The sequence below is a fragment of the Chryseobacterium foetidum genome (genome assembly GCF_025457425.1).
Lineage (GTDB): Bacteria > Bacteroidota > Bacteroidia > Flavobacteriales > Weeksellaceae > Chryseobacterium > Chryseobacterium foetidum.
Map to the genome: position 1 here is coordinate 282,268 of NZ_JAMXIA010000001.1, position 25,469 is coordinate 307,736.

Annotated in this window: 24 protein-coding genes; 11 read left to right on the plus strand and 13 right to left on the minus strand. The window is 36.7% G+C overall.

Going from position 1 to position 25,469, the window contains the following annotated elements; genetic code table 11:
- Positions 1-10: 10 nt before the first annotated feature.
- The 10 genes from NG809_RS01295 (at position 11) to hisIE (ending at position 9,171) form a co-directional block, all read left to right on the plus strand.
- On the plus strand, positions 11-685 hold the full coding sequence (locus NG809_RS01295; protein WP_262147359.1) for a glycosyltransferase family 32 protein: 675 nt from the start codon (positions 11-13) through the stop codon (positions 683-685).
- Positions 669-1,766: a glycosyltransferase family 4 protein gene (locus NG809_RS01300; protein WP_262147361.1), complete on the plus strand. Its 1,098-nt coding sequence runs from the start codon at positions 669-671 to the stop codon at positions 1,764-1,766. The genes NG809_RS01295 and NG809_RS01300 overlap by 17 nt, the downstream gene beginning before the upstream one ends.
- A gap of 247 nt (positions 1,767-2,013) precedes the next feature.
- Positions 2,014-2,871, plus strand: coding sequence for an ATP phosphoribosyltransferase (gene hisG / locus NG809_RS01305; RefSeq protein WP_262147363.1), 858 nt, complete (start codon positions 2,014-2,016; stop codon positions 2,869-2,871).
- A gap of 1 nt (position 2,872) precedes the next feature.
- Complete coding sequence (gene hisD, locus NG809_RS01310; RefSeq protein ID WP_262147365.1) at positions 2,873-4,147, plus strand: histidinol dehydrogenase; 1,275 nt, start codon at positions 2,873-2,875, stop codon at positions 4,145-4,147.
- A 4-nt stretch (positions 4,148-4,151) separates the two neighbouring features.
- Positions 4,152-5,177 (plus strand): histidinol-phosphate transaminase, encoded by a 1,026-nt coding sequence (gene hisC, locus NG809_RS01315; protein ID WP_262147367.1) that lies wholly within the window; start codon positions 4,152-4,154, stop codon positions 5,175-5,177.
- A gap of 1 nt (position 5,178) precedes the next feature.
- Positions 5,179-6,273, plus strand: coding sequence for a bifunctional histidinol-phosphatase/imidazoleglycerol-phosphate dehydratase HisB (gene hisB, locus NG809_RS01320; RefSeq protein WP_262147369.1), 1,095 nt, complete (start codon positions 5,179-5,181; stop codon positions 6,271-6,273).
- A 1-nt stretch (position 6,274) separates the two neighbouring features.
- Positions 6,275-6,853 carry an imidazole glycerol phosphate synthase subunit HisH gene (gene hisH, locus NG809_RS01325; protein ID WP_262152540.1) on the plus strand — a complete coding sequence of 193 codons (579 nt, stop codon included), beginning with the start codon at positions 6,275-6,277 and terminating at the stop codon, positions 6,851-6,853.
- A gap of 106 nt (positions 6,854-6,959) precedes the next feature.
- Positions 6,960-7,679, plus strand: coding sequence for a 1-(5-phosphoribosyl)-5-[(5-phosphoribosylamino)methylideneamino]imidazole-4-carboxamide isomerase (gene hisA, locus NG809_RS01330; protein WP_262147371.1), 720 nt, complete (start codon positions 6,960-6,962; stop codon positions 7,677-7,679).
- A gap of 155 nt (positions 7,680-7,834) precedes the next feature.
- Positions 7,835-8,587 (plus strand): imidazole glycerol phosphate synthase subunit HisF, encoded by a 753-nt coding sequence (hisF, locus tag NG809_RS01335; RefSeq protein WP_262147372.1) that lies wholly within the window; start codon positions 7,835-7,837, stop codon positions 8,585-8,587.
- Positions 8,584-9,171, plus strand: a complete 588-nt coding sequence (gene hisIE, locus NG809_RS01340) for a bifunctional phosphoribosyl-AMP cyclohydrolase/phosphoribosyl-ATP diphosphatase HisIE (protein ID WP_262147373.1) — start codon at positions 8,584-8,586, stop codon at positions 9,169-9,171. The genes hisF and hisIE overlap by 4 nt, the downstream gene beginning before the upstream one ends.
- Before the next feature lie 41 nt (positions 9,172-9,212).
- Here the strand turns inward: hisIE and NG809_RS01345 are convergent, their stop codons facing one another.
- The 13 genes from NG809_RS01345 to NG809_RS01405 form a co-directional block, all read right to left on the minus strand.
- Positions 9,213-10,142 (minus strand): M28 family metallopeptidase, encoded by a 930-nt coding sequence (locus NG809_RS01345; RefSeq protein WP_262147375.1) that lies wholly within the window; start codon positions 10,140-10,142, stop codon positions 9,213-9,215.
- A 31-nt stretch (positions 10,143-10,173) separates the two neighbouring features.
- Complete coding sequence (locus tag NG809_RS01350; protein WP_262147377.1) at positions 10,174-11,334, minus strand: M28 family peptidase; 1,161 nt, start codon at positions 11,332-11,334, stop codon at positions 10,174-10,176.
- Between the two features lie 91 nt (positions 11,335-11,425).
- On the minus strand, positions 11,426-11,770 hold the full coding sequence (gene rplT / locus NG809_RS01355) for a 50S ribosomal protein L20 (RefSeq protein ID WP_262147379.1): 345 nt from the start codon (positions 11,768-11,770) through the stop codon (positions 11,426-11,428).
- Positions 11,771-11,889: 119 nt separating this feature from the next.
- Entirely contained in the window at positions 11,890-12,087 is a 198-nt protein-coding gene (gene rpmI, locus NG809_RS01360) for a 50S ribosomal protein L35 (RefSeq protein ID WP_027385360.1), read from the minus strand.
- 271 nt (positions 12,088-12,358) lie between these two features.
- Positions 12,359-14,137, minus strand: coding sequence for a glycosyltransferase family 39 protein (locus NG809_RS01365; RefSeq protein ID WP_262147384.1), 1,779 nt, complete (start codon positions 14,135-14,137; stop codon positions 12,359-12,361).
- A gap of 146 nt (positions 14,138-14,283) precedes the next feature.
- The gene (gene infC, locus NG809_RS01370; RefSeq protein WP_185113201.1) at positions 14,284-14,784 is read right to left on the minus strand and encodes a translation initiation factor IF-3; all 501 of its coding nucleotides are present in this window, start codon (positions 14,782-14,784) and stop codon (positions 14,284-14,286) included.
- Positions 14,785-14,954: 170 nt separating this feature from the next.
- Positions 14,955-16,892 (minus strand): threonine--tRNA ligase, encoded by a 1,938-nt coding sequence (gene thrS / locus NG809_RS01375; protein WP_262147388.1) that lies wholly within the window; start codon positions 16,890-16,892, stop codon positions 14,955-14,957.
- A 156-nt stretch (positions 16,893-17,048) separates the two neighbouring features.
- A complete protein-coding gene (locus NG809_RS01380) occupies positions 17,049-17,231 on the minus strand; it encodes a hypothetical protein (protein WP_262147390.1) in 183 nt (60 codons plus the stop codon).
- A 12-nt stretch (positions 17,232-17,243) separates the two neighbouring features.
- Positions 17,244-17,849: a DUF4230 domain-containing protein gene (locus NG809_RS01385; RefSeq protein ID WP_262147392.1), complete on the minus strand. Its 606-nt coding sequence runs from the start codon at positions 17,847-17,849 to the stop codon at positions 17,244-17,246.
- Positions 17,846-18,418 (minus strand): TlpA family protein disulfide reductase, encoded by a 573-nt coding sequence (locus NG809_RS01390; RefSeq protein WP_262147394.1) that lies wholly within the window; start codon positions 18,416-18,418, stop codon positions 17,846-17,848. Before NG809_RS01390 ends, NG809_RS01385 begins: the two co-directional genes overlap by 4 nt.
- A gap of 1 nt (position 18,419) precedes the next feature.
- A complete protein-coding gene (locus NG809_RS01395) occupies positions 18,420-18,887 on the minus strand; it encodes a nucleoside triphosphate pyrophosphohydrolase family protein (RefSeq protein WP_262147396.1) in 468 nt (155 codons plus the stop codon).
- A gap of 196 nt (positions 18,888-19,083) precedes the next feature.
- The gene (locus tag NG809_RS01400) at positions 19,084-22,017 is read right to left on the minus strand and encodes a reprolysin-like metallopeptidase (RefSeq protein WP_262147398.1); all 2,934 of its coding nucleotides are present in this window, start codon (positions 22,015-22,017) and stop codon (positions 19,084-19,086) included.
- 254 nt (positions 22,018-22,271) lie between these two features.
- Complete coding sequence (locus tag NG809_RS01405; protein WP_262147400.1) at positions 22,272-23,411, minus strand: acyl-CoA dehydrogenase family protein; 1,140 nt, start codon at positions 23,409-23,411, stop codon at positions 22,272-22,274.
- A 186-nt stretch (positions 23,412-23,597) separates the two neighbouring features.
- Here NG809_RS01405 and NG809_RS01410 point away from each other — a divergent pair, with 186 nt between their 5' ends.
- On the plus strand, positions 23,598-25,469 hold the full coding sequence (locus tag NG809_RS01410) for an endonuclease (RefSeq protein ID WP_262147402.1): 1,872 nt from the start codon (positions 23,598-23,600) through the stop codon (positions 25,467-25,469).

The following is a 25,469-nucleotide window of genomic DNA, read 5'->3' on the forward strand; positions in this document are numbered from 1 at the left end:
TCATTCTGTAATGGCAATTCCAAAGCAAATATTTCAGACTTTTAAAACAAGTAAATTACCCTGGATTACGAGGTTTTATATTAAAAGAATGCTCAAAAAAAACCCTGAATACGAATATCATTTTTACGATGATGAAAGAATTCAGAGCTTTTTTAAAGATGAGTTTCCACCGGAATATTCCAAAGCTTACAACAGATTGACCATTGGAGCTGCCAAAGCAGATTTTTTCAGGTATGCCATTTTATATAAAAAAGGTGGTGTTTACCTCGATGTAGACAGTGGAATAAACATCCCGTTGAGAAAGCTTATTCGTGAAGACGATGTGGCATTGGTAACGGATGAAATTCCGCCGACATATTATGTACAATGGGGTCTGGTTTATGCAGCCGGACACCCATTTTTACAGAAAACATTAGAGAATATTCTGGATAATATTAAAAATAATCCTTATCCTCACAATGTTCACAAAACTACGGGACCAACTATTTATACAGACTCTATCAAACAATGTCTTGCCGAAAATCCCGATATTCCTCACCGCTTTTTGGCACCTCATTACGATAACAAAATGCAGTTCAAATATAAAATGGGTAAGTTCTTTCTTTACGGTGACAAATCTGAGCACTGGAAGAAAAAACAACTGACTCAAAATATTATAAAACCAGAAGATGAAGATAGCATTTGATGCAAAACGCATCTTTTCAAGCGTGTCAGGACTGGGAAATTACTCCCGGGATTTGGTAAGAATTCTTGCAGAGTATTTTCCTGAAAATCAAAATATTCTAATCAGTAAAAAGACCTCGGAAAAAGGAGCTGAAATTTTAAAGCTTTCCAATATCTCTTATCTCAAAACTTCGAAAGGAACTTTGTCCCGACAGTTTAAAATGGGAACAGATGCGCAGAATGCCGGTGCAGATATTTTTCATGGACTTTCCGGTGAACTGCCTTTGAAATGGAACAGCAAACCAATCAAAAAAGTGGTGACCATCCACGATTTGATTTTCGAAAGGTATCCGGAGTATTACACATGGATTGACAGAAAAATTCACTTCTGGAAGTTTAAAAAAGCCGCACAGTCTTCTGATAAAATCATTGCGATTTCTGAGCAGACTAAAGATGACATTATTCATTATTTAAAAGTTCCGGAAAGCAAGATTGAAGTGATTTATCAGGGCTGTCATCATGCTTTTAAAGAAAATCAATCTGAAGAATTTATTAAAAAGGTAAAGGAAAAATTTCAGCTTCCTGAAAGATTTATTCTGAATGTCGGAACTATTGAGCCGCGGAAAAATTTATTGAATGTGGTGAAAGCACTTCAGGGAACTCAGATTCCTTTGGTGGTTGTTGGAACTAAAAAGCCGAAATATTTCAAACTTGTTGAAAAGGAAATTGATAAAAATAAAATTGATGTTCAGTTTCTGACAGGCGTTTCGATGGATGAACTGGCGGTGATTTATAAACTCGCCGACATTTTTGTCTACCCAAGTTTCTTTGAAGGATTTGGAATTCCGGTGATTGAAGCTTTGTTTTCAAAAACTGTAGTGATTACGAGCAACACAAGCTGTCTTCCCGAAGCCGGAGGTCCTGATTCTGTTTATATTAATCCAAAAAGTCATCTTGACATTCAGGCGAAAATAAAGTTTCTGTGGGAAAATGAATCTGAACGTAAACGCCGTGCTGATAAGGGTTTTGACTTTGTTCAAAAATTTAATGACGAGCCGATTGCTAACGAACTCATGAATCTTTATCAAAGAATTATTTCATAAAACTGTTGCAGGTTTAAAAATAAACTCTACATTTGTATCACAATATTTCAAAAAATGAAACCGAATTTCTCAACACTTCATCATTATCATCATCTCAGCTAAGGCGGAAGTGATTGATATTTTGTGTTGAATTCATAAAAAATAAATTAAAAACCGTCTGAGTAAGGACGGTTTTTTTGTTTCCAAATTTCTGTGAAATTTTCATAAATCCTCTTCATTTACTCAGACTAAAACTTTAAAAAAAGTAATGAGTAAACTAAAAATTGCCATTCAGAAAAACGGCCGGTTGTACGAAGAATCTCTTCAGCTTCTCAAAGACTGCGGCATTTCTGTCAACAACGGCAAAGACCAGCTGAAGGTTTTGGTAGACAATTTCCCATTGGAAATTATGTATCTCCGAAACTCAGATATTCCACAATATCTCGAGGATGGAGTAGTTGATATCGCCATCGTTGGAGAAAATCTTCTGGCAGAAAAACAGAAAGAAAATGAAATTGTACAGAAATTAGGCTTTTCAAAATGCCGTGTTTCTCTCGCCATTCCGAAAGACATTGATACCAATCAACCACAATATTTCAATGGAAAAAAGATTGCCACATCATATCCCAACACACTTCAAAAATATTTAAGCGAAAATAACATTCAGGCTGATATTCACGTGATTTCAGGCTCCGTGGAAATCGCTCCCAACATCGGACTGGCAGACGGAATCTGTGACATTGTAAGTTCCGGAAGTACTTTATTTAAAAATGGATTGCGTGAGACGGTCACACTTCTAAAATCCGAAGCTGTTCTGGCAAAAAATATCAATCTCAATGCTTCTCAGGAGAAAATTTTAGACAAATTACTTTTCAGAATTAAAGCGGTTTTAAAGGCTAAAAATTCAAAATATATTCTGATGAATGTTCCCAACGATAAGATTTCAGAAATCTCAAATGTACTTCCCGTTTTAAAAAGTCCGACGGTTATTCCGCTTGCTGAAGAGGGTTGGAGCAGCATTCATTCCGTTATCGACGAAGAACGTTTCTGGGATGTCATCGATAAATTGAAACTGAAAGGTGCACAGGATATTTTAATCATTCCAATCGATAAAATGGTAATTTAAGATGAATATTTATAAAAATCCAAAAAGAGAAAACTGGTTTGAATTAACCAAAAGGCCGGTTTTGAAAAGGCAGGAAATCTCGGAAACCATCAAAGAAATCTTTGCAGAAGTTGAAAAAATTGGAGATCAGGCATTGATCAATTATGCAGAAAAATTTGATTCTGCTAAAATTAATCTGCTAAATGTAACTGCTGAAGAAATCAATAATGCAGAAAATTCAATATTAGAAGATTTAAAATCAGCTATTCAGATTGCTAAAGAAAATATTACCAAATTTCACGCTTCACAAATAGTTGAAGTTGAAAAAATCGAAACCACAAAAGGCGTCTTTTGCTGGAGGGAAAACAGAGCCATTGAAAAAGTGGGAATCTACATTCCCGGAGGAACAGCTCCTCTTTTTTCAACGGTTTTAATGCTCGCAATTCCTGCTCAACTGGCGGGTTGCAAAGAGATTATCTTATGTACACCTCCAGATAAAAACGGAAATATCAATCCGGCAATTCTTTATACAGCAAAGCTTTGCGGCGTTTCAAAAATATTTAAAGTAGGTGGAGCGCAGGCGGTTGCTGCGATGACTTTCGGTACAGAAACGATTCCGAATGTGTATAAAATATTTGGCCCTGGAAACCAGTTTGTGGTTGCGGCAAAAGATTTTGCCCAAAGTTTTGGAGTCGCCATCGATATGCCTGCCGGACCGAGCGAAGTTTTGGTCATCGCCGATGAAAATGCTGTTCCTGAATATTGTGCAGCAGATTTGTTATCTCAGGCAGAGCATGGAAGCGACAGTCAGGTGATTTTTATTTCAACCGACTTAAAAGTTTTAAATGAAACCATTGAAGAAGTTAAAAAACAGATTCAGGTACTTCCACGAAACGAATTTGCACAGCAATCTTTGAATAACAGCCATTTTATTTTATTGGATTCTGTAGAAGAAGCTTTGGAATTCAGCAATCTGTATGCTCCTGAGCATTTGATTTTAGCAGTTAAGGATTTCGAAAAATATATTGACCAAATTCAAAATGCAGGTTCAGTTTTTCTCGGAAATTATTCCTGTGAAAGCGCCGGAGATTACGCCAGTGGAACCAATCATACGCTACCAACAAACGGTTTTGCGAAAAACTACAGCGGAGTTTCGCTGGACAGTTTTGTGAAGAAAATTACATTTCAGAATCTTTCAAAAGAGGGCTTACAGAATTTAGGGAAAACAATCGAACTCATGGCGGAAGCAGAAGGTCTTTTAGCTCATAAAAATGCAGTGTTTATCAGGTTAAAATAAAATTATGACAACAATAAATATTAAAAATTTAGTTAGAAAAAATATTTTGGAACTGCAACCATACATCAGTTTCAGAGACAATAATGCTTTTGAAAACCCTTTGCTGATGGACGCAAACGAGAGTCCATTTGGGGAATTTAACCGCTATCCGGATTCCACGCACAGAAATTTGAGAGAAAAAATCTCAGCTTTAAAAAACATTTTACCAAGTCAGATTGCCATCGGAAATGGAAGTGATGAACTGATAGATTTAATTATTAAAATTTTCTGTGAACCGAAAAAAGATTCTGTTCTGGTAATGAATCCATCTTTCGCGATGTATGGATTTTACGCAACAATCAATGAAAACAAAGTGTTACAGCTTAATCTGAATGAAGATTTTGATATAATAAAGGAAGAATTTTTAAATATCATTCAGGAAAATCAACTCAAAATTTTATTTCTCTGTTCGCCCAACAATCCAACCGGAAATTCAATCAGTGACATTGAATTTTACATCAAAAATTTTGATGGAATTGTGCTGATTGACGAAGCTTATATTGAGTTTTCAGAACAAAAATCCTGTTTAGACTTGATCGGTGAATATCCAAATCTCATCGTTTTACAAACCTTTTCCAAAGCGTGGGGATTGGCTGGTGCGAGGGTTGGAATTGCTTATTCTTCCGCAGAAATAACGAATTTAATTTACACGGTAAAATCGCCTTACAACGTCAATGTTCTGAGTCAGAATTTAGTCCTTGAAAAATTAGATCAGATTGAAGATTTTCAAAATAATTTAAATGAAATTTTGAAAGAGCGGCAATGGCTGAAATATCAACTTGAAGATTTAGAATGCATTTCAAAAGTTTTTCCAACAGATGCCAATTTCTTTTTGATTGAATTTAAAAATGCCGAAAAAGTTTACGCTAAACTAATTGAAAATGAAATTTTGACCAGCAAAAGATTCCTTCAGATTCCCAGCTGTATCAGGCTGAATGTTGGAAGCCGAAATGAAAATGAAAGACTAATAAATGTTCTGAAAAATATTTAAAATGAAAAAAGTACTATTCATCGACCGCGACGGAACACTGATTTTAGAACCGCCAACAGATTTTCAGGTTGATTCTTTGGAAAAACTTGAATTCTATCCTTTCGTCTTTCAAAATTTAGCCAAAATTGCAAAAGAACTGGACTACGAACTGGTGATGGTCACCAATCAGGATGGTTTGGGAACGGAGAGTTTTCCTTTTGAAGACTTCATAAAACCTCAGGATAAAATGTTGAAAGCTTTTGAGAACGAAGGTATTCATTTCACTGATATTTTAATTGACAAAAGTTTTGAACATGAAAATTCTCCAAACAGAAAACCTGAAATCGGAATGTTGGGAAAATATCTTTACGGCAATTATGATTTGAAAAATTCCTTTGTCATCGGAGATCGTTTAACCGATATTCAATTGGCTAAAAATTTAGGTTCAAAAAGTATTTTCATCAATGAATCTGAAAATAAGGATGCTGATTTAACCACAAAAAACTGGAACGAAATCTATCAGTTTTTAAAACAAATTCCAAGAAAAGCTAAAGCTTACCGAAAGACCAATGAAACCGAAATTGAAGTCGAAGTGAATCTTGATGGAAGCGGAAATTCTGAAATTTTTACATGTTTACATTTTTTTGATCATATGCTTGAACAGATTTCGAAGCACGGAAATTTAGATTTGAAAATCAAGGTAAACGGAGATCTGCAGGTTGATGAACATCATACCATTGAAGACACAGGAATCGTAATCGGAGAAGCTATTTTACAAGCCTTGGGAAAGAAAAAAGGGATTGAAAGATATGGTTTTCTGCTTCCAATGGATGATTGTCTTTCTCAGGTGGCAATTGATTTTGGCGGACGACCTTGGTTGGTTTGGGAAGCTGATTTTAAAAGGGAAAAAATTGGCGATGTGCCGACGGAAATGTTTTACCACTTTTTCAAGTCATTTACAGATGCCGCAAAATGCAATTTAAATATTAAATCGGAAGGTGAAAACGAGCATCACAAGATTGAATCTATTTTTAAGGCTTTTGCAAAAGCAATAAAAATGGCAGTTAATCAAACCGATGAAAATTACAATTTACCATCAACAAAAGGAAGTTTATAAGATGATAGCCATTATAAAATACAACGGCGGAAACGTGAATTCCGTTCAGAATGCTTTGGAGAGACTGGGTTTTGAATCAATGATTACAGATGATTTTGAATTGATAAAAAACGCAGAAAAAGTAATCTTTCCGGGGGTTGGTGAAGCTTCTTCGGCGATGAAAGTTTTAAAAGAGAAGGGTTTGGATCAATTGATTCCGTCATTGAGTCAACCTGTTTTGGGAATTTGCCTCGGAATGCAGCTGATGTGTAAAAATAATGAAGAAGGAAATACGGTTGGAATGGGAATTTTCGACTGCGATGTGAAAAAGTTCCCCCCACTAAATCTCGTTCCGCACATGGGTTGGAATAATGTTTCAAATTTGAAATCTCTTTTATTTTCAGAAATTTCGGAGGAAAATGATCTGTATTTCGTTCACAGTTATTACTGTGAATTATCAGAAAATACAAGTTCGGTCTGTGATTATATTTTGCCTTTCAGTGCTTCACTGCAGAAAGATAATTTCTTTGCGACTCAGTTTCATCCTGAAAAATCAGGAAAGTATGGGAATGAGTTGTTTAAAAACTTTTTAAAACTTTAAAAATGAAAACGCCATGATTGCAAATAGAAATATCCGTGAAAAAAGTGCGATTGCGTCACTTGTCGCTATTCTTCGGGATGACTTATTAAAACAATAAAAACTACATATGAAAATTATACCTGCAATAGATATCATCGACGGAAAGTGTGTGCGACTGTCGAAAGGTGATTACAATACCAAGAAAATATACAACGAAAATCCGCTTGAAGTCGCCAAAGAATTTGAAAGTTTTGGAATTCAGTTTCTTCATTTAGTAGATTTGGATGGAGCAAAATCAAAACATATTGTTAATCAGAAAGTACTTGAAAATATTGCGAAAGAAACTTCTTTGCACATCGATTTTGGTGGTGGACTGAAAACTGAAAATGATATTGAAATCGCATTTAACTGTGGAGCAAAACAGATTACAATTGGCAGTATCGCCGTTCAGAATCCTGAGTTTTGTTTTCAACTAATTGAAAAATACGGCGCTGAAAAAGTAATTCTTGGTGCAGATTGCGAAAACAAAAAGATAAAAACTGCTGGCTGGCTCGAAGAAAGTGATAAAAATGTGATTGATTTTATTTTGGATTTTCAGAATAAGGGCATTCAAAATGTGATTTGTACTGACATCTCAAAAGACGGAATGCTGGAAGGTGCTTCCACAGAATTATATCAGGAAATTTTAGAGAAAACAAAAATACAATTGGTAGCAAGTGGCGGAATTTCCTGTATTGAAGATGTTTTTCTGATGAAAGAAATTGGTTGTGCAGGAACAATAATCGGTAAGGCAATTTATGAAGGTAAAATTGCTCTGAAAGACTTGCAGAAATTTATTGAAAACTAAATTTGGATTTCTTTAAACTAAATTCATTCTAGTCACTATAAACTTTTTAGAGGAACATATCAGCTTAAAAACTTACATCAACAAGTCCCGACGGGACGCTTTAACAAAGGATAGGATGAAATCCTATCAGCATTACACATAACAAATAAGAAAAAATGCTCAAAAAAAGAATAATCCCCTGCCTCGATATCAAAGACGGAATCACCGTGAAAGGAATCAACTTTGAGGGTCTGAGAAACGCCGGAAACCCCATTGACTTAGCCAAGAAATACGAAATTGAAGGAGCTGACGAACTGGTTTTTCTCGACATCACAGCAACCATTGAAGAGCGAAAAACTTTTGTAGAACTGGTGAAAAATATTGCGAAAGAACTGAGTATACCCTTTACAGTTGGCGGCGGAATTTCGTCCGTAGAAGACGTCAGGAAACTTCTGGAAGCAGGAGCTGATAAAATCAGTATCAATTCTTCTGCAGTGAAAAATCCATATCTGATTTCTGAACTGGCAAAAGAATTTGGCAGTCAGTGCATCGTCGTGGCGATTGATACGAAATTTGTTAATGATGAAGACTGGGTTTTTGTGAAAGGCGGAAGGGAAATGACTCCGTTGAAAACATTGGATTGGGCAAAAAAAACAGAAGAACTGGGAGCCGGCGAGATTCTTTTAACGTCAATGAATGGCGACGGAACAAAAAACGGTTTTGATTTAAGATTGACGAAACTCATTTCTGAAAATATAAATATTCCCGTGATTGCTTCGGGTGGAGCGGGAAAAAAGGAAGATTTCGAAGATGTTTTTAAACTTACAAAAGCTACCGGAGCTTTAGCAGCAAGCGTTTTTCATTTTGGAGAAATTCGAATTGATGACTTAAAAAATGAATTAAAAAACAGAAACATTAGTGTAAGATGAAAATAGATTTTAATAAAACAGATGGATTGGTTCCGGTCATTATTCAGGATGACAGAACTTTGCAGATTTTAATGCTGGGTTACATGAACGAAGAAGCTTTTAACAAAACAGAAGATGAAGGCATTGTCACTTTTTTTAGCCGTTCAAAAAACAGATTATGGACGAAAGGTGAGGAGTCAGGAAATTTTTTAAAAGTAAGAAACATTCAGATTGATTGTGATCAGGATACGGTTTTAATTAAAGTGATTCCAACAAATATTGTTTGCCACACCGGAACTTTCAGCTGTTTTGGCGAGAAAGATTCCAAAGGTTTTCTGTATGAACTGGAAGAAAAAATAGCTCAGAGAATTGATGATCAGGTTGAAGATTCTTACACGTATTCTTTATTTCAGCGAGGCATCAACAAAGTCGCTCAGAAAGTGGGAGAGGAAGCTGTAGAACTGGTGATAGAAGCAAAAGATAACGATGCTGACTTATTTAAAAATGAGGCTGCAGATTTATTATATCACTTTTTAATTTTACTGAAAGCAAAAAACTTTTCTTTAAATGAAATTGAAAAAATTCTGTTGGAAAGAAATCAATAAAAAAACCTGCATTTCTGCAGGTTTCGTGTTATATCAAATAATTATTTCCCGTCACTGTCCACCTTCGACGCTTCAGCAAAATGTTGCAAAGCACCAAGCGTTGCCTTGCCAATATTGAAAACATATCTTGTATCTGTATTGGCAAAAGTGTCATCCGGTGTATGTGGAAGTTCACTTCGGAGATATTCAAAGAAACCCGTAATCACTTCGCCTTTTCTCTCGAAAGAGATATAATCGGTATCTTCAGCAGGATCGATATCGGCTTTGAGAGGCGAATAAAGCGTAACATATTTCATTAAATTTTTCGTCGCATCTGTTGAGGCTTTATTGTTTTTAGACGTTCCTCCTTGATCTTCATCGCAGTACACCGTATCGTGGAAAAGCCCTTTTTTGCCGCCAACCTGATCAAGATTGAAAACCAGTTTAATATCAAACTGTCGAACATTATCTTTGTAAACTACATTGTCTACATAATGTTTGCTTCCTTTCAATCCCTGTTCTTCACCTGAAAAATGGATAAATTTTATTGAATAATCGGTAGGCACATCTCTTAAAATTCTTGCAGCTTCCAGAATGATGGTAGTTCCGCTGCCATTGTCGTTTACGCCAGGACCGTTGATGCTGTCGAAATGACCACAGATGATAATGTATTTGTCTGGATGAACGGTTCCTTTTTTGGTAATAATCAGATTTTTAGATTCTGCTCTGCCCATTTTAAAAGGATCTTCAGAAATCTGGTCTTCGGTAAATCCGTAAGAAAGATATTTGTTTTTAATCCAGTTGAAGGCGTTGTCATTTTCTTTAGAACCTGTGGTTTTAATTCCCAAACTTTCAAATTCCTTCAGATTGGCAACAATATTTTTTTCTGAAACCATATCAACTCTGGTCTGATATGCCGGAACTGCATTTTGAGCATGAAAACCTGTCGCTGCAAATGACAAAAGCAGGAGAGAATGAATTTTTTTAATCATGAGTTTTGTAAGCTGTTAGTTTTTAAATTTATTATTCAATAATGATCTTTTTTGATGTCTTTTCACCGTTAAAACTGATTGTACAGATATAATTTCCGGAACTGATTTGCGAAATATTAATCTCATTCTGATTTTCTGATTTTAAAACGAGTTTTCCGCTCATATCAGAAATTTCAACCGTAAAGTTTTTTAAAGAAGCCGGCGTTTCAATATGCAAAATGTTTTTTGCAGGATTTGGATAAATTTTAATCTGATCTGAATTTTTCTGAGCTTCATCAATCGCAAGAACTGTAGTAGCAACTGCAAAATGCTGCAGAGCTCCCACAGCTGCCTTACCCACTTTAAAAACGTAAACAGGGTCTACATTCGCCAAAGTATCATTGGGAGTATGTTGATTTCCGCTCACAGGAGTTTCATAAAAACCGGTGATGATGTCGCCTTTGTTTTCGAAAGGAATGTAATCTGATGAAAAAGCATTAGACATATTCACCGATAGAGGAGAATACAGTCCTGTACATGCCGCAAGTTGCTGAGTCATTGCAAGCGATGCTGCGTTGTTGCCGGTCTGACCGCTTTGGTCGCTTTCACACGTAACTGTGTTACTGGGATTACTAATTTTGCCGCCAACCTGGTCAATATTAAAGACAACCTTTAAATTAAGCTGACGCACATTGTTTGAAAAAACCACATTGTTCACATAATGGTTGCTTCCAACAAGCCCTTGTTCTTCCCCCGAAAAATGAATGAATTTAATAGAATATTCTGTAGGAACATCTTTCAGAATTCTTGCAGCTTCAAGCAAAACAGAGGTTCCGCTGCCATTGTCGCTCACACCCGGACTGTTAATCGTGTCGTAATGTCCGCAGATAATCACATAAATATCAGGATAAACAGTTCCCGTTTTGGTAACGATTAAATTCTTCGAAGTACTGCTTCCAATGGTGAAAGTATCTTCCGTCATCTGACCTGCCGTGTATCCGTAAGCCTGATATTGGTTTTTCAGCCATGCCAACGTATTATCGTTGGCAACTGATCCCGTGGTTTTGATTCCGAGGTTGGAAAACTGCTGCAGGAGGCTGGTGATATTCGTCTGCGTCACCTGGTTGGCTCTGTCCTGATACGCCTGGATAAAAGTTTGCCCATGGAAAACACCAAGAATACCTAAAGACAGAATGGTAAGTACTTTTTTCACTTTAAATTTTATTACTTAGAACAAATTTAGATAATAAAAAAATCCCGAGCAAAAAACTCAGGATTTTATATTGATAACAAAATAGTTTAAATTATTTTACTTGATCTACAACAGCTTTGAAAGCCTCTGGATGATTCATTGCAAGATCTGCAAGAACTTTTCTGTTTAGCTCGATGTTGTTCTTTTTAAGAGCTCCCATAAACTGAGAGTAAGACATTCCGTGCTCTCTGGCTCCCGCATTGATACGAGTGATCCAAAGAGATCTGAAGTTTCTTTTCTTCTCTTTTCTACCACGGTAAGCATAAGACATTGCTTTTTCTACCGCGTTTTTAGCTACGGTCCAAACGTTTTTTCTTCTACCGAAAAAACCTTTAGCCTGCTTTAATACTTTTTTTCTACGAGCTCTTGAAGCTACGGAGTTTACTGATCTAGGCATAATGTAATTGTTTTTTTGAATTCAGCGCTGCTTGTTTCATCAGACTTTTGGGCTGCAATTCAGGGTTAAATTTTTGAATTTGTTTGAATTCTTATAAACCGAATAAGGATTTATAAAAACTACTTAATTGCTAATTGACGCTTAACGCTTTTTTCGTCCACTTTCGCTACATAAGAAGTAGTAGTAAGATTTCTCTTCTGCTTCGTTTCTTTTTTAGTCAAAATGTGGCTTTTGTAAGCATTTTTTCTTTTGATCTTACCAGAACCAGTAAGAGCAAAACGCTTCTTAGCACCTGATTTCGTTTTTAATTTTGGCATTGTTCTGCTTTTTTATGTTTTGTTATCAATATCTTTTAATCTACCAATGAATCAGTTTACCAGTTTACCAATGTTGTTACATTGATACATTGTTAAATTGTTACATTGATTTTGGGCGTGCCCCTCAGTCGTTTATTCCGCTTCGCTGCATTCACTCCTTCGGGTCGGGCTATCCATTACAAGTCCTCGCGCCTCCGCATTTCCCTCCGCTTGCTGTGGGCTTTTCATTACTATCCCTCACGCAAACAAGACCGCAAAGATACAAAATATATCAATTCGCAGATTCTAAAACCACAGATTTTAATAATATTTTTTTTGAAGACCTCAGTTTTATCACCACACTGTTGCCGTCTTGCTGAAAAGTACATTCCAAAGTACTCAGTAATTGATTATTTACCGTCTTTAAAAACCAATCTGTTCCGTTAACATCATCAAGTTTTAAATAATAAGCTTTGTAAGGTTCCAGAACTTTTAAAACTTCACCATTTTTAAAAACCGAAAACGATTCTTTATTACCTGAAAACAAGTATCCCGGGATTGAAATTTCATTTTTTAATCTTCTGATTCCTGTATTTTCTGAATATTTATTAAAGTATAAAATGTATTTAAAATTATCATCCTGAACCGTAGATTCGATATATCTTTTTCTGAACAAAGGATTTTTTATCAGTTGTAGGGTTATGTTATACTGCAAATCGTGGGCATGGCTTCCTGTATCAAAAATAATAATCTCAGGATTTCTTGTCATCACATAACCGGCATTTCCCAGCTCGTGAGCTAAAAGCCCGTTTCCAAAGTTTTTTGGTGGATGACGTGGAATATAGTAATCATTTAATCCAAGCATATCTATAGTTGGTAATTGTGATGAATAAGGGATACAACCTGCTGCAGTTACAGCAATCAAGGTCTGCTTTGGAAAAGTTGATTTTAAGTTTTCGCCCAATTTCATTCCCCGAAATTCCCATCTTTCATCAATTGCACTTCGATTTGCAGGAATAAAATGTTGCAAAAATCCATTTAGAATGAATACAAAAACAAGAATACATTTTTTTTTATTGTTGGTTTGTTTAAAACTGATATATTTTAATCCGCAGATAATTGCAAAAACAAATAGAATAATTATCACGTAATACTGTCTGTAAGCCGGGAAAATATCTCCTCCTACCAAAGTGATGTACAATCCCCACGCTGTAATGTTCAGAAACAGAAATAAAGCAAATAAATCTTTCTTTTTGAAAACTGATAGATATAAAAAATACAATCCGGCTGCTGAAAGAATAAGTGTTCCGAAAAACGCTTTTACAGTATAAAATCCGCCTCTTAAAATGTGATGCATTGTAATTCTAACCTTAACTAAAGCTGTATTCGGAACAAACTCACCATAGTAACTGTATCTGAATAATAATTGTCCTTCCAAAAATAAAGTAGGAATTGCACCAACAGTCAAAATAATTTGGAAAATTTTAGACTTATCTTTTCTATTAATTAAAACTAAAAATCCTGTGGTTGTTAAGGTAAAAAGAAATCCATCCGGTCTTGTGATAGCTAAAAGTCCAAGCCAGATTGACAGAAAAAAAAGTCTCTTAAAATTTTGATCAATAATTTTTGAAACCTCTGTTAAAACCAATGTTAAAAGTAGAATGTAAAGCGGCTGTTCCAAACCTCCGATTGCCCAAATGACAAAACACGGAGTAGTGGTAAGTAAAATCAAAGGAATGAAAATACTTTCCTTTTCAGTAAATCTATTTTTTAAATAATTGAAAATTACTATTAAAGTTCCGATTGAACAAAGAATACCTAATATCCTGGCTGACAATATTAAATTCAATCCTATTTTACCCAAAACTGAAACAAGCAAAACCCACAAAAGATTAGAATATCCTTCAACGGGATGACCGTCATTCCATGAAAGACCTTTTCCAGAAATAAACCGCTCTGCATATCTTAATGAGATGAGACTGTCATCAGAAATAAACGGATAATAGTATGCACATCCCAAAAAGAATAATACTAAAATCACTATAAAATAGAAATAGTGGACAGATTTCATCAGGTTTTAGTCTAAGTAAAGTTGCAAAATTAGATTGTTGTGCAAATTAACAAAAACGCATTTTAAGATTAATACAGTTTACGGAAATAACATAAAAAAACCTCAAAAAATTGAGGTTTTAATATAGTTGTGAAAACTTTGTGCTGTTATTTCGCAGGCTTTTTAGGGCTCATCATCATGATCATTCTTTTCCCTTCAAGCTTAGGAAGCTGGTCTACTTTTCCCACGTGCTCAAGTTCCTGAGCAAGTTTCAGAAGTAAAATTTCTCCCTGATCTTTAAAGATGATCGAACGGCCTTTAAAAAATACGTAGGTTTTCAGTTTAGAACCTTCCTCAAGAAACTTCTCAGCATGTTTTTTCTTAAACTCATAATCGTGCTCGTCAGTCTGAGGCCCAAAACGGATCTCCTTTACAACCACTTTTATTTGTTTAGCCTTCAGTTCCTTTTGCTTTTTCTTTTGCTCATAAAGGAATTTTTTGTACTCCAGTATTCTTGCAATAAACGGTTCTGCCTTATCGGAAATCACTACCAAATCCAGATCCTGCTCAGCGGCAATCTGTCTTGCTTTATCGATAGGATAAATTCCCGGCTCTACGTTATCGCCCACCAAACGAAGCTCTCTCACACGAATTTTATCGTTGATCAAGTGTAAGTCCTCCTGTACAGGACGTCTTTGTGGGCCCCTGTTGTTAAATCTTTGTGCTATTGTATTATAATTTTATTGGTTAATTTTCTCTTATTGCAATTGGTGAATTCTTCTCCTAACTGCGTTTTCTATCTCGAATTTTCGTTTCGCCGGTAGCCATCAGCTAAAAGCTATACGCCAAACTCAAATCCTGTTTTCGACTGCTCTTTAAAGTAAGAGACAAAGTTTTCGATGCTCATCGCACCAAGGTCACCTTCGCCACGTCTTCTTACAGAAATTGTGCCATCATTCTCTTCATTTTCTCCTACAACAATCATGAATGGGATCTTTTTCAATTCTGCATCACGGATTTTTTTACCCGTTTTTTCGTTTCTGTCGTCAATTAATCCGCTAATATCGTGATTTTCTAAAAGTTGTGAAACTTTTTTCGCATAATCTGTATATTTTTCACTGATCGGAAGGATAATGAACTGATCCGGAGCCAGCCACAACGGGAAATCTCCAGCAGTATTCTCAATCAGAATCGCAATGAATCTTTCAAGAGAACCAAACGGCGCTCTGTGAATCATCACCGGTCTGTGCTTTTCGCCATCGCTTCCTGTGTACCAAAGATCAAATCTTTCAGGCAAATTGTAATCCACCTGAATGGTTCCCAACTGCCATTTTCTTCCTAAAGCATCTTTTACCATGAAATCCAGTTTAGGACCATAGAATGCAGCTTCGCCGTATTCAGTTACAGTATTCAGACCTTTTTCTGTAGCAGCAGTTACAATCGCTGTTTCTGCCTTCTCCCAGTTTTCGTCTGTACCGATGTATTTTTCTTTATTTTCAGGATCTCTCAGTGAAATCTGAGCTGTAAAATCAGCAAATCCTAATGAACCGAAAACATAAAGAACCAAATCAATCGTTTTCTTAAATTCATCCATCAGCTGATCCGGCGTACAAAACAAATGCGCATCATCCTGAGTAAATCCACGAACTCTCGTTAAACCGTGAAGCTCTCCACTTTGCTCGTATCTGTAAACAGTACCGAATTCTGCATATCTTTTTGGCAAATCTCTGTAACTCCATTGTGATGTTTTGTAAATCTCACAGTGGTGCGGGCAGTTCATTGGTTTCAGCATAAATTCTTCTCCTTCATTCGGAGTTTTTATCGGCTGAAAACTGTCTGCTCCATATTTATCCCAGTGACCAGAAGTTACATACAGTTCTTTTGAACCGATGTGTGGCGAAATCACAAATTCGTAACCTGCCTTTTTCTGAGCAACGGAAAGAAAATTTTCCAGTTTTTTTCTCAAAGCGGCGCCTTTAGGCAACCACAAAGGCAAACCTTGTCCAACTTTTTCAGAAAAAGCGAAAATCCCTAATTCTTTGCCTAATTTTCTATGATCTCTTCTTTTTGCTTCCTCTAATCTTTCAAGATATTCCGTTAATTCTTTCTGTTTAGGGAAAGAAATTCCGTATACTCTGGTTAATTGAGGGTTCTTTTCATTTCCTCTCCAGTAAGCACCCGCAGCATTTAAAACTTTAAAAGCTTTTACAATTCCTGTATTCGGAATGTGCCCTCCACGACAAAGATCTGTGAAGTTGTCATGTGTTACAAAAGTGATTTCTCCATCGTTAAGATTGGAGATCAATTCAACTTTATAAGGATTATCAGCATACGTTTTTAAAGCTTCTTCTTTAGAAACAGGGTATAGAGAAAATGTTGATCCTTTTTTTGCGTTTTCTAAAACTTTTTTCTCAATCTTTTCGAATTCCTTGTCAGACAAACTGTCGTCTCCAAAATCTACATCATAATAAAATCCGTTTTCGATGGCCGGACCAATCGTTAACTTAGCGTTTGGATAAAATTCAAGGATAGCCTGCGCCAAAAGGTGGGCAGAAGAGTGCCAGAAGGCTTTCTTTCCAAGATCATCATTCCATGTTAAAAGCTGTACCGTAGAATCTGTGGTTATAGGCGTGGTAACTTCGACTTGTGTGCCGTTTACAACTGCGGAAATGGTATTTCTAGCCAATCCCTCGCTAATAGATTTTGCCACATCCAAAGGAGTCACTTCTCCTTCAAATTCTCTGACGCTTTGGTCTGGAAGTGTAATTTTTATCATTGTTTACTAAGAAATTTTAGGATGCAAAAATACGAAAATTTTATGTCATAAAGACAAACGGATATTATAAATCCTTAAAACTGCAATTTATTTGCTTCAAGAATATTTCTGAAATTCTACCTTTCCGAAATATTCAGCAAAAAAAATACTAAGCTCTCACTTAGTATTGTCTGTTTTTCCTGATTTGTTTTTTGAAGACTCCTGTACATCCTCTTTATCTACGTCAGGTGGATTTTGTTTATCTGAAGAAGCCGGAATATCGCGGAAATCTTCATTCTGTTTTTTGGTTTCTGCAGAATTTGCAGATTCTTTCTTTTTGTTATCTTCTTCTGTACTCATAGCATTGAATTTTTAAAGTCCGAGAACGCCGAGTTTGCCGGTCTGATCTTCAATCTTATAGTTCAAAGCCTTTGCCAAAACAAAAATATTGTTTAAATTTTCCAGAAGCTGTGCCTTTCCCTCATTTCTGAGTTTGTTCTGATCGATAGATTTTACAGCTGCAGCTTTCGCTTTCTGAGTCACATTTTTTACATCTTTTTCTGTAATTCTGTTGATAAAAGAATCGTCCATCGACTGAATTTCCACGCTCGGGGTAATTCTGATTTCAGGCTCCGGAATTTCCGTAATAATCACTTTTTTGTTGATGGAATCTACTTCCATTTTCATTTTATTGAGATCATAGGAAACCTGTGCATTGGTTTTGGTGTAGGTAATGATGTTGTTGCTCGTCATTTCTGCACCCATAAATGTGTAGCTGAATTTGCTTTTCTGCATCTGAGAAGTATTCTGCTCCATCACCACCATTTTATTCATCTTTGAAATCTGATTGGTGATTAGATAATATTCAGAAGTTTCTTTTTTATCGTTTAGTGTCAGACAGGATTTAAAAATAAAAAACAGGATTACCATTAAGATAATTCCTGCTAAAAATGCGATAGGTACTTTTATATTTCTCAAGACTTCGGTTTAAAAATTTCTTTGATAACAGAGCTGTCATCTTTTTTCAAAATATCTACCAGGTCTCTCTCGATGTATCCTGTGGTAGGCATTTCTATAATTCTACCAATTTCCTTGCCATATTTTTGTACGATAATCGTAGGCACTTTTTGGATATTGTGAAGGCTTTCGTCACCGGTAGGAGATTCTTTTTTTCTGTTAACAGCGATAATCGTCAGTTTTGCTTCGGGGTACTTTAATTCATCCAAAATTCTCATTAAACGAGGAAAATCCCTGTGGCTGTCTTCGCACCACGTTCCCATAAATACGATAAGATCGTAGCTTGTAAGCTTTGCTTTTTTTAAATCTTTGATTGCATTTTGGTCTAAAGCGTATTCGTCTCTTTCTTTCACAAACCATATTGAATAGGGCTCCTTCAGAAACTGATCTTTCAGCTGATGTCCCAAAAGCATTTTTCCGTCTTCGGTGGTTTCCACTTCTCTGTTCACGACTACTTTTTGAGCGTTGATCTGCTCAGCAGCTAAAAACAGAGCAGATGCAGCAAATATTTTTGTAATTAATTTTTTCATTTTATTTTTCTAAAATTTGTGTAAGGTCGGCAGGAGAGTAGTATTTGTTTTTCAAAACTTTGTGATCTGCTTTTCTGTAAACATTAAATTTTTCTCCTGATTTTTCGTAGAACGATTCCACGTCTTTTTCTTTGTAAAAATCAACTGTTTCCTGAGCCTGTGCTTCATTTTCGCAAGCTTTAGACATATTCGAACGCTGAACCTCATTGAAGAGCTCAACGAATTTTTCGCCCAAACCAAATTCCAAAACAGCACCGCTTAAAACGTACTGCAAATCACACAAAGCATCAGCAATTTCAACGATGTCATTGTCTGCAATTGCCTGTTTTAATTCGTTTAATTCTTCCTGTAAAAGTTCAACTCTAAGGTTGCAACGGTCTGCTGAAGGGATTTGAGGGGTATCTAAAATTGGTGCTTTGAAAGTTGTATGAAATTCTGCCACTTGATTAAGGCTGTCGATCTTCTCCATGAATATTTTTAAATTTAAAGCAAAGATAGTAATTTTATGAAATTTCTGTCGGGTGCCGGATGAGGGATGTTGGATGTAGGAAATTATAGTTCAATCAAGTGCTTTCAATTATTACTAATTGCTTATTACTCATTACTCATAAAAAAAGCTGCCCGTTTCCGAACAACTTTCAAATTTAAGGTTAACTAAAGTGATTTTATTTTTTAATAAATCTTTTTGAAATTTCTCGAATCTGAATGACGTAGGCACCACTGATTAAGCTGCTTACATTCACAGAACCTCTTTCCAGTTTTCCTGAACGGATGACTTTTCCTCCCATGTCGAAAATTTTGTACTCTTCGTTGGTGGTGTTGGAAATATTTAAAAGATCTCTCGCAGGATTTGGATACAATTTAAAATCTGTAAATAAATCTTTAGTATCTGATTCACCTGTTCTTCCGGACGAAACAATATTTAAAGTATAGTCTTCAACCTGACCATACGTATAAGAACCGCAAGATGACGAAGGCACAGAATTGTACTGCATCATTACTCTCATTCTGGTTGTTCCCAAACTTGCAGAAGCAGGAATTGTAATTGATCCGGTTACCGGAGATGTTTGTGAACCTGTTTTAGTCCAAACCAGTTCGCCGCTGTCTGTGAAATCGCCATCTTTGTTGTAATCAATGTAAACGGCGTACGCTTCATTGTATTTGGTAGATGTCCAAACCGGAGTTATTGAAACTGTGTAAGCTGTACCTCTGGTCACATTCGTTGAGATTGCCGTGAAGTTTTCGTACCCAGCGGTTCCTGTGGAAGTGTTGTTGATGGTTCCGAATTTTACATTTCCAATTCTTTCATCTGAAGTATTGGTCGATATTGCTGAACAGTAGGAAACCGAAGTTCCCGCCAAAGTTGTCACGCTCACAGAGTTGCTTGCAGTAGAAATATTGCCAGCTGCATCTTTAGCTCTTACTGTAAAACTGTACGTTGTGGAAGGTGTTAAACTCGTCACTGCGTAAGTCGTGGAAGCTGTAGAGCCAATTAAGGATGACCCTTGGTAAACATCATAACCCGTTACGCCAACCACATCAGTTGCACCCGACCAAGAAAGATTAGTGCTTGTAGAAGTCGTTCCCGAAGCCGCCAGAGTTGGAGCTGTTGGTGGAGTAGTATCAACTGTTCCCGAACCCGCATTTACGGTAATATTGGCATTGTTGACATCAAAGAAAATATGATTTGAACCTTTCACCATAATCCTTCCCGTTGTTGTTGAAACATTCGGAATGGTTAATGCCTGAGAACCGTCGTTTGGAGTTCCTGAAAGAAGGGTAGTCCATGTCGCACCTGAATTCGTCGACCATAAAATATCCACGTTGGCAGCATTTACACCGTTGGCTGTAGTTCCGGCAACATTCCATGTAACAGTTTGTGAAGTTCCGCCAGTGTAAGACGTTGCAGAGTTTTGCGAACTTACGCTGAATGGTCCCGCAGTTCCGTTGACTGTGATTACCGCATCATCAGAATTATTTCCTGAACCTCCGGCTTTGTTGTCACGAACCGTAAATCTGAAATTATAAGACCTCGCAACATTGGATAAAGCTTCAACCGTTATTTCTGAACCGGCTGTCGTTGTTGCTCCCGTTAAAATGGAAGCCATTCTCGGAAAATATCTTGTTGGCGTTGTCTGCGGAGTCCATGATCTGAAAGTTGGTCCTGTTGCTTTTGTTGCGCTCGCTGCAGAATTGGCTGCCGTTTGAGAAGATGATGCGTTGTTCATCTGTTCCCAAATGTAGGTTAAAGCATCTCCGTTGGCATCGGTTCCGGTGCCTGTCAGCATAAACGGTGTTCCTTTCGGAATGGTATAATCTGCTCCTGCATCTGCTGTAGGAATTGCATTTCCTGTATTGGTGCTGGTTGGGCAGGTTTTAGCTTTAATATTATTCGTAATCTGCTGAATACTCACGGCATGAAAAAACGAATCTGAATGAGGCTGAACATCCTGAGCAGTAATTCCTGCATAACCCATTATAGTTGATCCTGAGCCAGGTTCCATATTAACTCCAGTTCCTTCGTTTCCGTGTGAGAAAGTGTGATTTCCTCCGAACTGATGACCCAATTCGTGGGCAACATAATCGATGTCGAAATTGTCACCTGAAGGAATTCCGTCTGATGGGGAAGTGTAGCCGCTGCCTTTGGAACCGTTCACGCAGACGCATCCGATACAGCCAGCATTTCCGCCCCCTCCGGAAGCTCCGAACAAATGTCCGACGTCGTAATTGGCCTCTCCGATTACAGAAGTTAAAGTAGATTGTAACTGAGAATTCCAATTACTCATCTGAGCTGCTGCAGAATACGGATCTGTAGATGCGTTGGTGTAAATTACAGCATCGTTATTGGCGATTAAAACCATTCTGGCAGAAAAATCTTTCTCAAAAACACCATTCACGCGGGTCATCGTGTTATTGATTGCGGCTAAAGCGTTGGCTTTTGTTCCTCCAAAATACGTGGTGTACTCACCGGTTGTTGACATCGCCAAACGGAAAGTTCTCAATTTTGCATCATCGGCATTGGGTCTCAGAGCCCAACCATTGTCATTAATGCTTAATCCTTTTTGTGCAACATCTAAAACGGTGCATTCAAAAGTATTTAAATCAGATTTTTTATCAGTTTTTCTGTAAACGGCGTAGGTTGAAAGGTCTTTTGTATACGGTTCAATGAAAACTGCAGATTTGTCGCCATAAATTTCCATTGATGACAGACCGAGAGGCGAAATGCTGAAATAAATTGTCGAGCTTGAATCTTCCAGACCTTCACCTACATAAGATTTGATGTCCGGATATTTCGCAGCCAAAGCAGGGTCAAAGTTTGAATTTTCTCTGACTTTGAAATTTTCCATTCTGCCTTCCGAGTTTGGGAAAGAGATGATGACTTCAGATTTTTCCCCGGCAGACAATCTCTTTGGAGCTTTTGTCAAGGCATTTTTTAATCCGTTAAAATCTAAAGAGAAAATTTTTGGACTGAGAAGAGAAGTTTTGTTTTCAACAATTTCAGCATTTGCTTTTGCGGATGTTGAAGTCCAAAGTCGGTCGGTCTGTGCGAATGAAATGCATGATGTAAGCATTCCAATCACCAATAGTTGTTTTTTCATATAAATTCTATTTTGTTTGTGGAGAATCAAAGCTAATAAAAATTATATTATCAAAAACAAAAGTAATTAAGAAAATTTTAGATAATTCTTTTAAAATTATATGCAATGCATTACACTAACTTTAAATTAAATCATTTATGTATGAGAAAAATTAAATTTAAAATTTCAAAATTGCTGTAATAATCGTGAATTTCCTCAAATAAGAAAACCGCCTTAAAAAAGACGGTCTTCATTTATAACAAATTAAATTCTGACTATTTTGTAATGTCTCTTCCGATCACCAATCTCTGGATCTCAGAAGTTCCTTCCCCAATGGTGCACAATTTAGAATCTCTGTAGAATTTCTCAGCAGGGAAATCTTTTGTATAACCGTAACCACCGAAAATCTGTACGGCGTTGTTTGAAATTCTTACACAAGCCTCAGAAGCATACAGTTTTGCCATCGCACCTTCTTTGGTCATTTTTTGCTTCGCATTTTTCAATGTAGAAGCTCTCTGAATCAACAGTTCTGCGGCATCAATCTCAGTTGCCATATCTGCCAACATAAAGTTGATCGCCTGAAATTCTGAAATTGATTTTCCGAACTGTTTTCTTTCTTTAGCGTATTTCAAAGCAGCTTTGTAAGCACCTCTTGCAGTTCCCAAACTTAGTGCAGCGATAGAAATTCTACCTCCGTCCAAAATTTTCATTGCCTGTTTGAAACCTTCACCTACTTCACCTAAACGGTTGGCATCTGAAACACGAACATTACCAAAAATAAGCTCAGCTGTTTCTGAAGCTCTCATTCCAAGCTTGTTCTCTTTTTTACCGGAAGTGAAACCAGCCATTCCTTTTTCCAAAACGAAAGCTGTGGAATTATTTTTAGCTCCGATTTCTCCTGTTCTTGTAATTACCACAGCGATATCTCCTGAAATTGCGTGTGTAATAAAGTTTTTTGCTCCGTTGATTACCCACTCGTCTCCATCTTTCACAGCAGTGGTAGACATTCCTCCAGAATCTGAACCTGTGTTGTGTTCAGTCAATCCCCAGGCTCCGATTACCTTGCCTGAAGCCAGTTGAGGCAACCATCTCTGTCTTTGCTCTTCATTTCCAAATTCATAGATATGATTGGTGCAAAGCGAGTTGTGAGCAGCCACAGAAAGACCGATAGAAGGGTCTACCTGAGAAATTTCGTCAAGGATGGTTACATATTCATGATATCCAAGACCGGAACCGCCATATTCTTCAGGAATTACAATTCCCATAAAGCCCATTTCGCCTAACTGGTGGAACAATTCTTTAGGGAAAGTCTGACTTTCGTCCCATTCCATAATATTAGGTCTGATGTTTTTCTCAGCAAAGTCTTTCGCCGTTTCGGCTATCATTTTAATGTTATCCATTGTTTCTGTATTCATATCTCAAGAAGTTTGTGCCCAAAGATAATTAAATTGACGAAATAGCAAAATTTTTACAGGGTACAAAATGTTTTAGTTTTAAATAATTTATTATCAGTGATTTAATTGAATAATTAATAGATTTTTAATATGTAACCTAATATTTAACTTGCAATAAATGTTATCTTAGCAACCCAATTTTAAGATATGAAGAAATTTTTATTCTCTGCTGTGTTTTTATCTGCTGTTTTATCTGCTCAGGCTCCGGCTAATTATTACGATGGAACTGCGGGTCTTACAGGATATGCTTTAAAAACTAAACTTCACAATATTATTTCAGCCAAAAATATCAACTGGCATTATGGTGATCTTCCAAATTACTATAATCAGACAGATTTAGATAAATATTATGATCACGGACCTGGCAACACAACAATTTTGCTGGATATTTATTCTGAAATTCCTGCCGGACCAGATTCTTATGAATATACTTCTGCAAATCTCCTTTCAGGTGCCGGAACTGTGGAAGGAATGGGATACAACAGAGAGCACGCTGTTCCTCAAAATACCTTCAACAGCAACTATCCAATGTATTCGGATTTACATTTTGTAATTCCTACTGATGCGAGAGTGAATAATCTACGAAACAGCTATCCTTATGGAATTGGCAATGCCACTGTGCATCATTCCTTTACAAACAGTTCCAGAGTTTCTAACAGTGCAATCCCGAATTATGCCTATACTAACCGTGTTTACGAACCCATCGCTGAGTTCAGGGGCGATATAGCAAGAATGCTTTTGTATTTTGCTGTGAGATATGAGGATAAGTTGCCTTCATTTAACTATACGACCAACGTCAATCCTGAAATGGACAGATCGCCTTTTGATGGGACTGCCGAGCGTGCTTTTGAGCCGGGCTACATTACCATGTTGTTGCAATGGCATCAGCAGGATCCTGTTTCTCAAAGGGAAATTGACAGAAATAATGCAGTTTTTGCTATTCAGAATAACAGAAATCCTTTCGTTGATAATCCGCAATGGATTAACGCAATTTGGGTGCAAACGCCCGACAGTGTTGCTCCTCAGACACCATTAAATTTAACATCTACACAAGCTGGTGCTAATTTTACTTCCTTATCATGGTCGCCAAGCACGAGTACCGATGTGATAGGTTATAATATTTATCAGAATGGAACTTATCTTACGACAACAAAATCTACATCTATTGTAATTGATCACCTCACTGCTTCAACAACGTATAATTATACGGTAAAAGCATATGATGCGGGATATCTGCTTTCTCTTGACAGCAATACAATTTCGGTTTCTACTTTGGCAACATATTCAAATTCAAAAGATCTCTTTATTACAAAATATATTGAGGGAACCGGAGACAATAAAGCGATTGAAATCGTCAACAGAACAGGACATGAAGTTAACCTGAACGATTATAATATCAGGGTACAATATTATAACAGCACCGGTACAAATCCAGGTTACTATTACGGGAAAAGTTTTGAGCTCGAAGGCAAAATTTCTAATAATGAAAGTTTAGTAATCCTAAATCCAAAAGCTTCACTTTCATGTTATACCAATACCAATGCAGATTTCCTTACCGCAGGAGATGCCATGACTTTTTCCGGAACTCAATATGTGGAATTAAATTATAAATCAACGACTGTAGATGCCATTGGAAGCAGATTTGTGAGCAATTCACTTGGTGATGTTTCTTTGTACAGAAAAAGTACTGTTACACAACCGAATACAAGTTTCACAATTGGTGAGTGGGATTCTTATGGCGTGAATTACTGTCAGAATTTGGGTAACCTTTCAGTTTCTGATTTGATTTCAGGGAATAATGAATTCAAAATCTATCCAAATCCTGTTTCTGATTATATTTCTGTCAGCGGAAATGTAGAGAATGTGAAAACGGTTCAGATTTTAGATTATTCAGGGAAATTGATTTATACTGAAAACAATCCGTTTAAAAACAGGAAAAATATTTCGGTACAGAATCTATCCGGCGGAAATTACATCCTTAATCTGGATGGGAAAACTTTTAAACTTATAAAGAAGTAG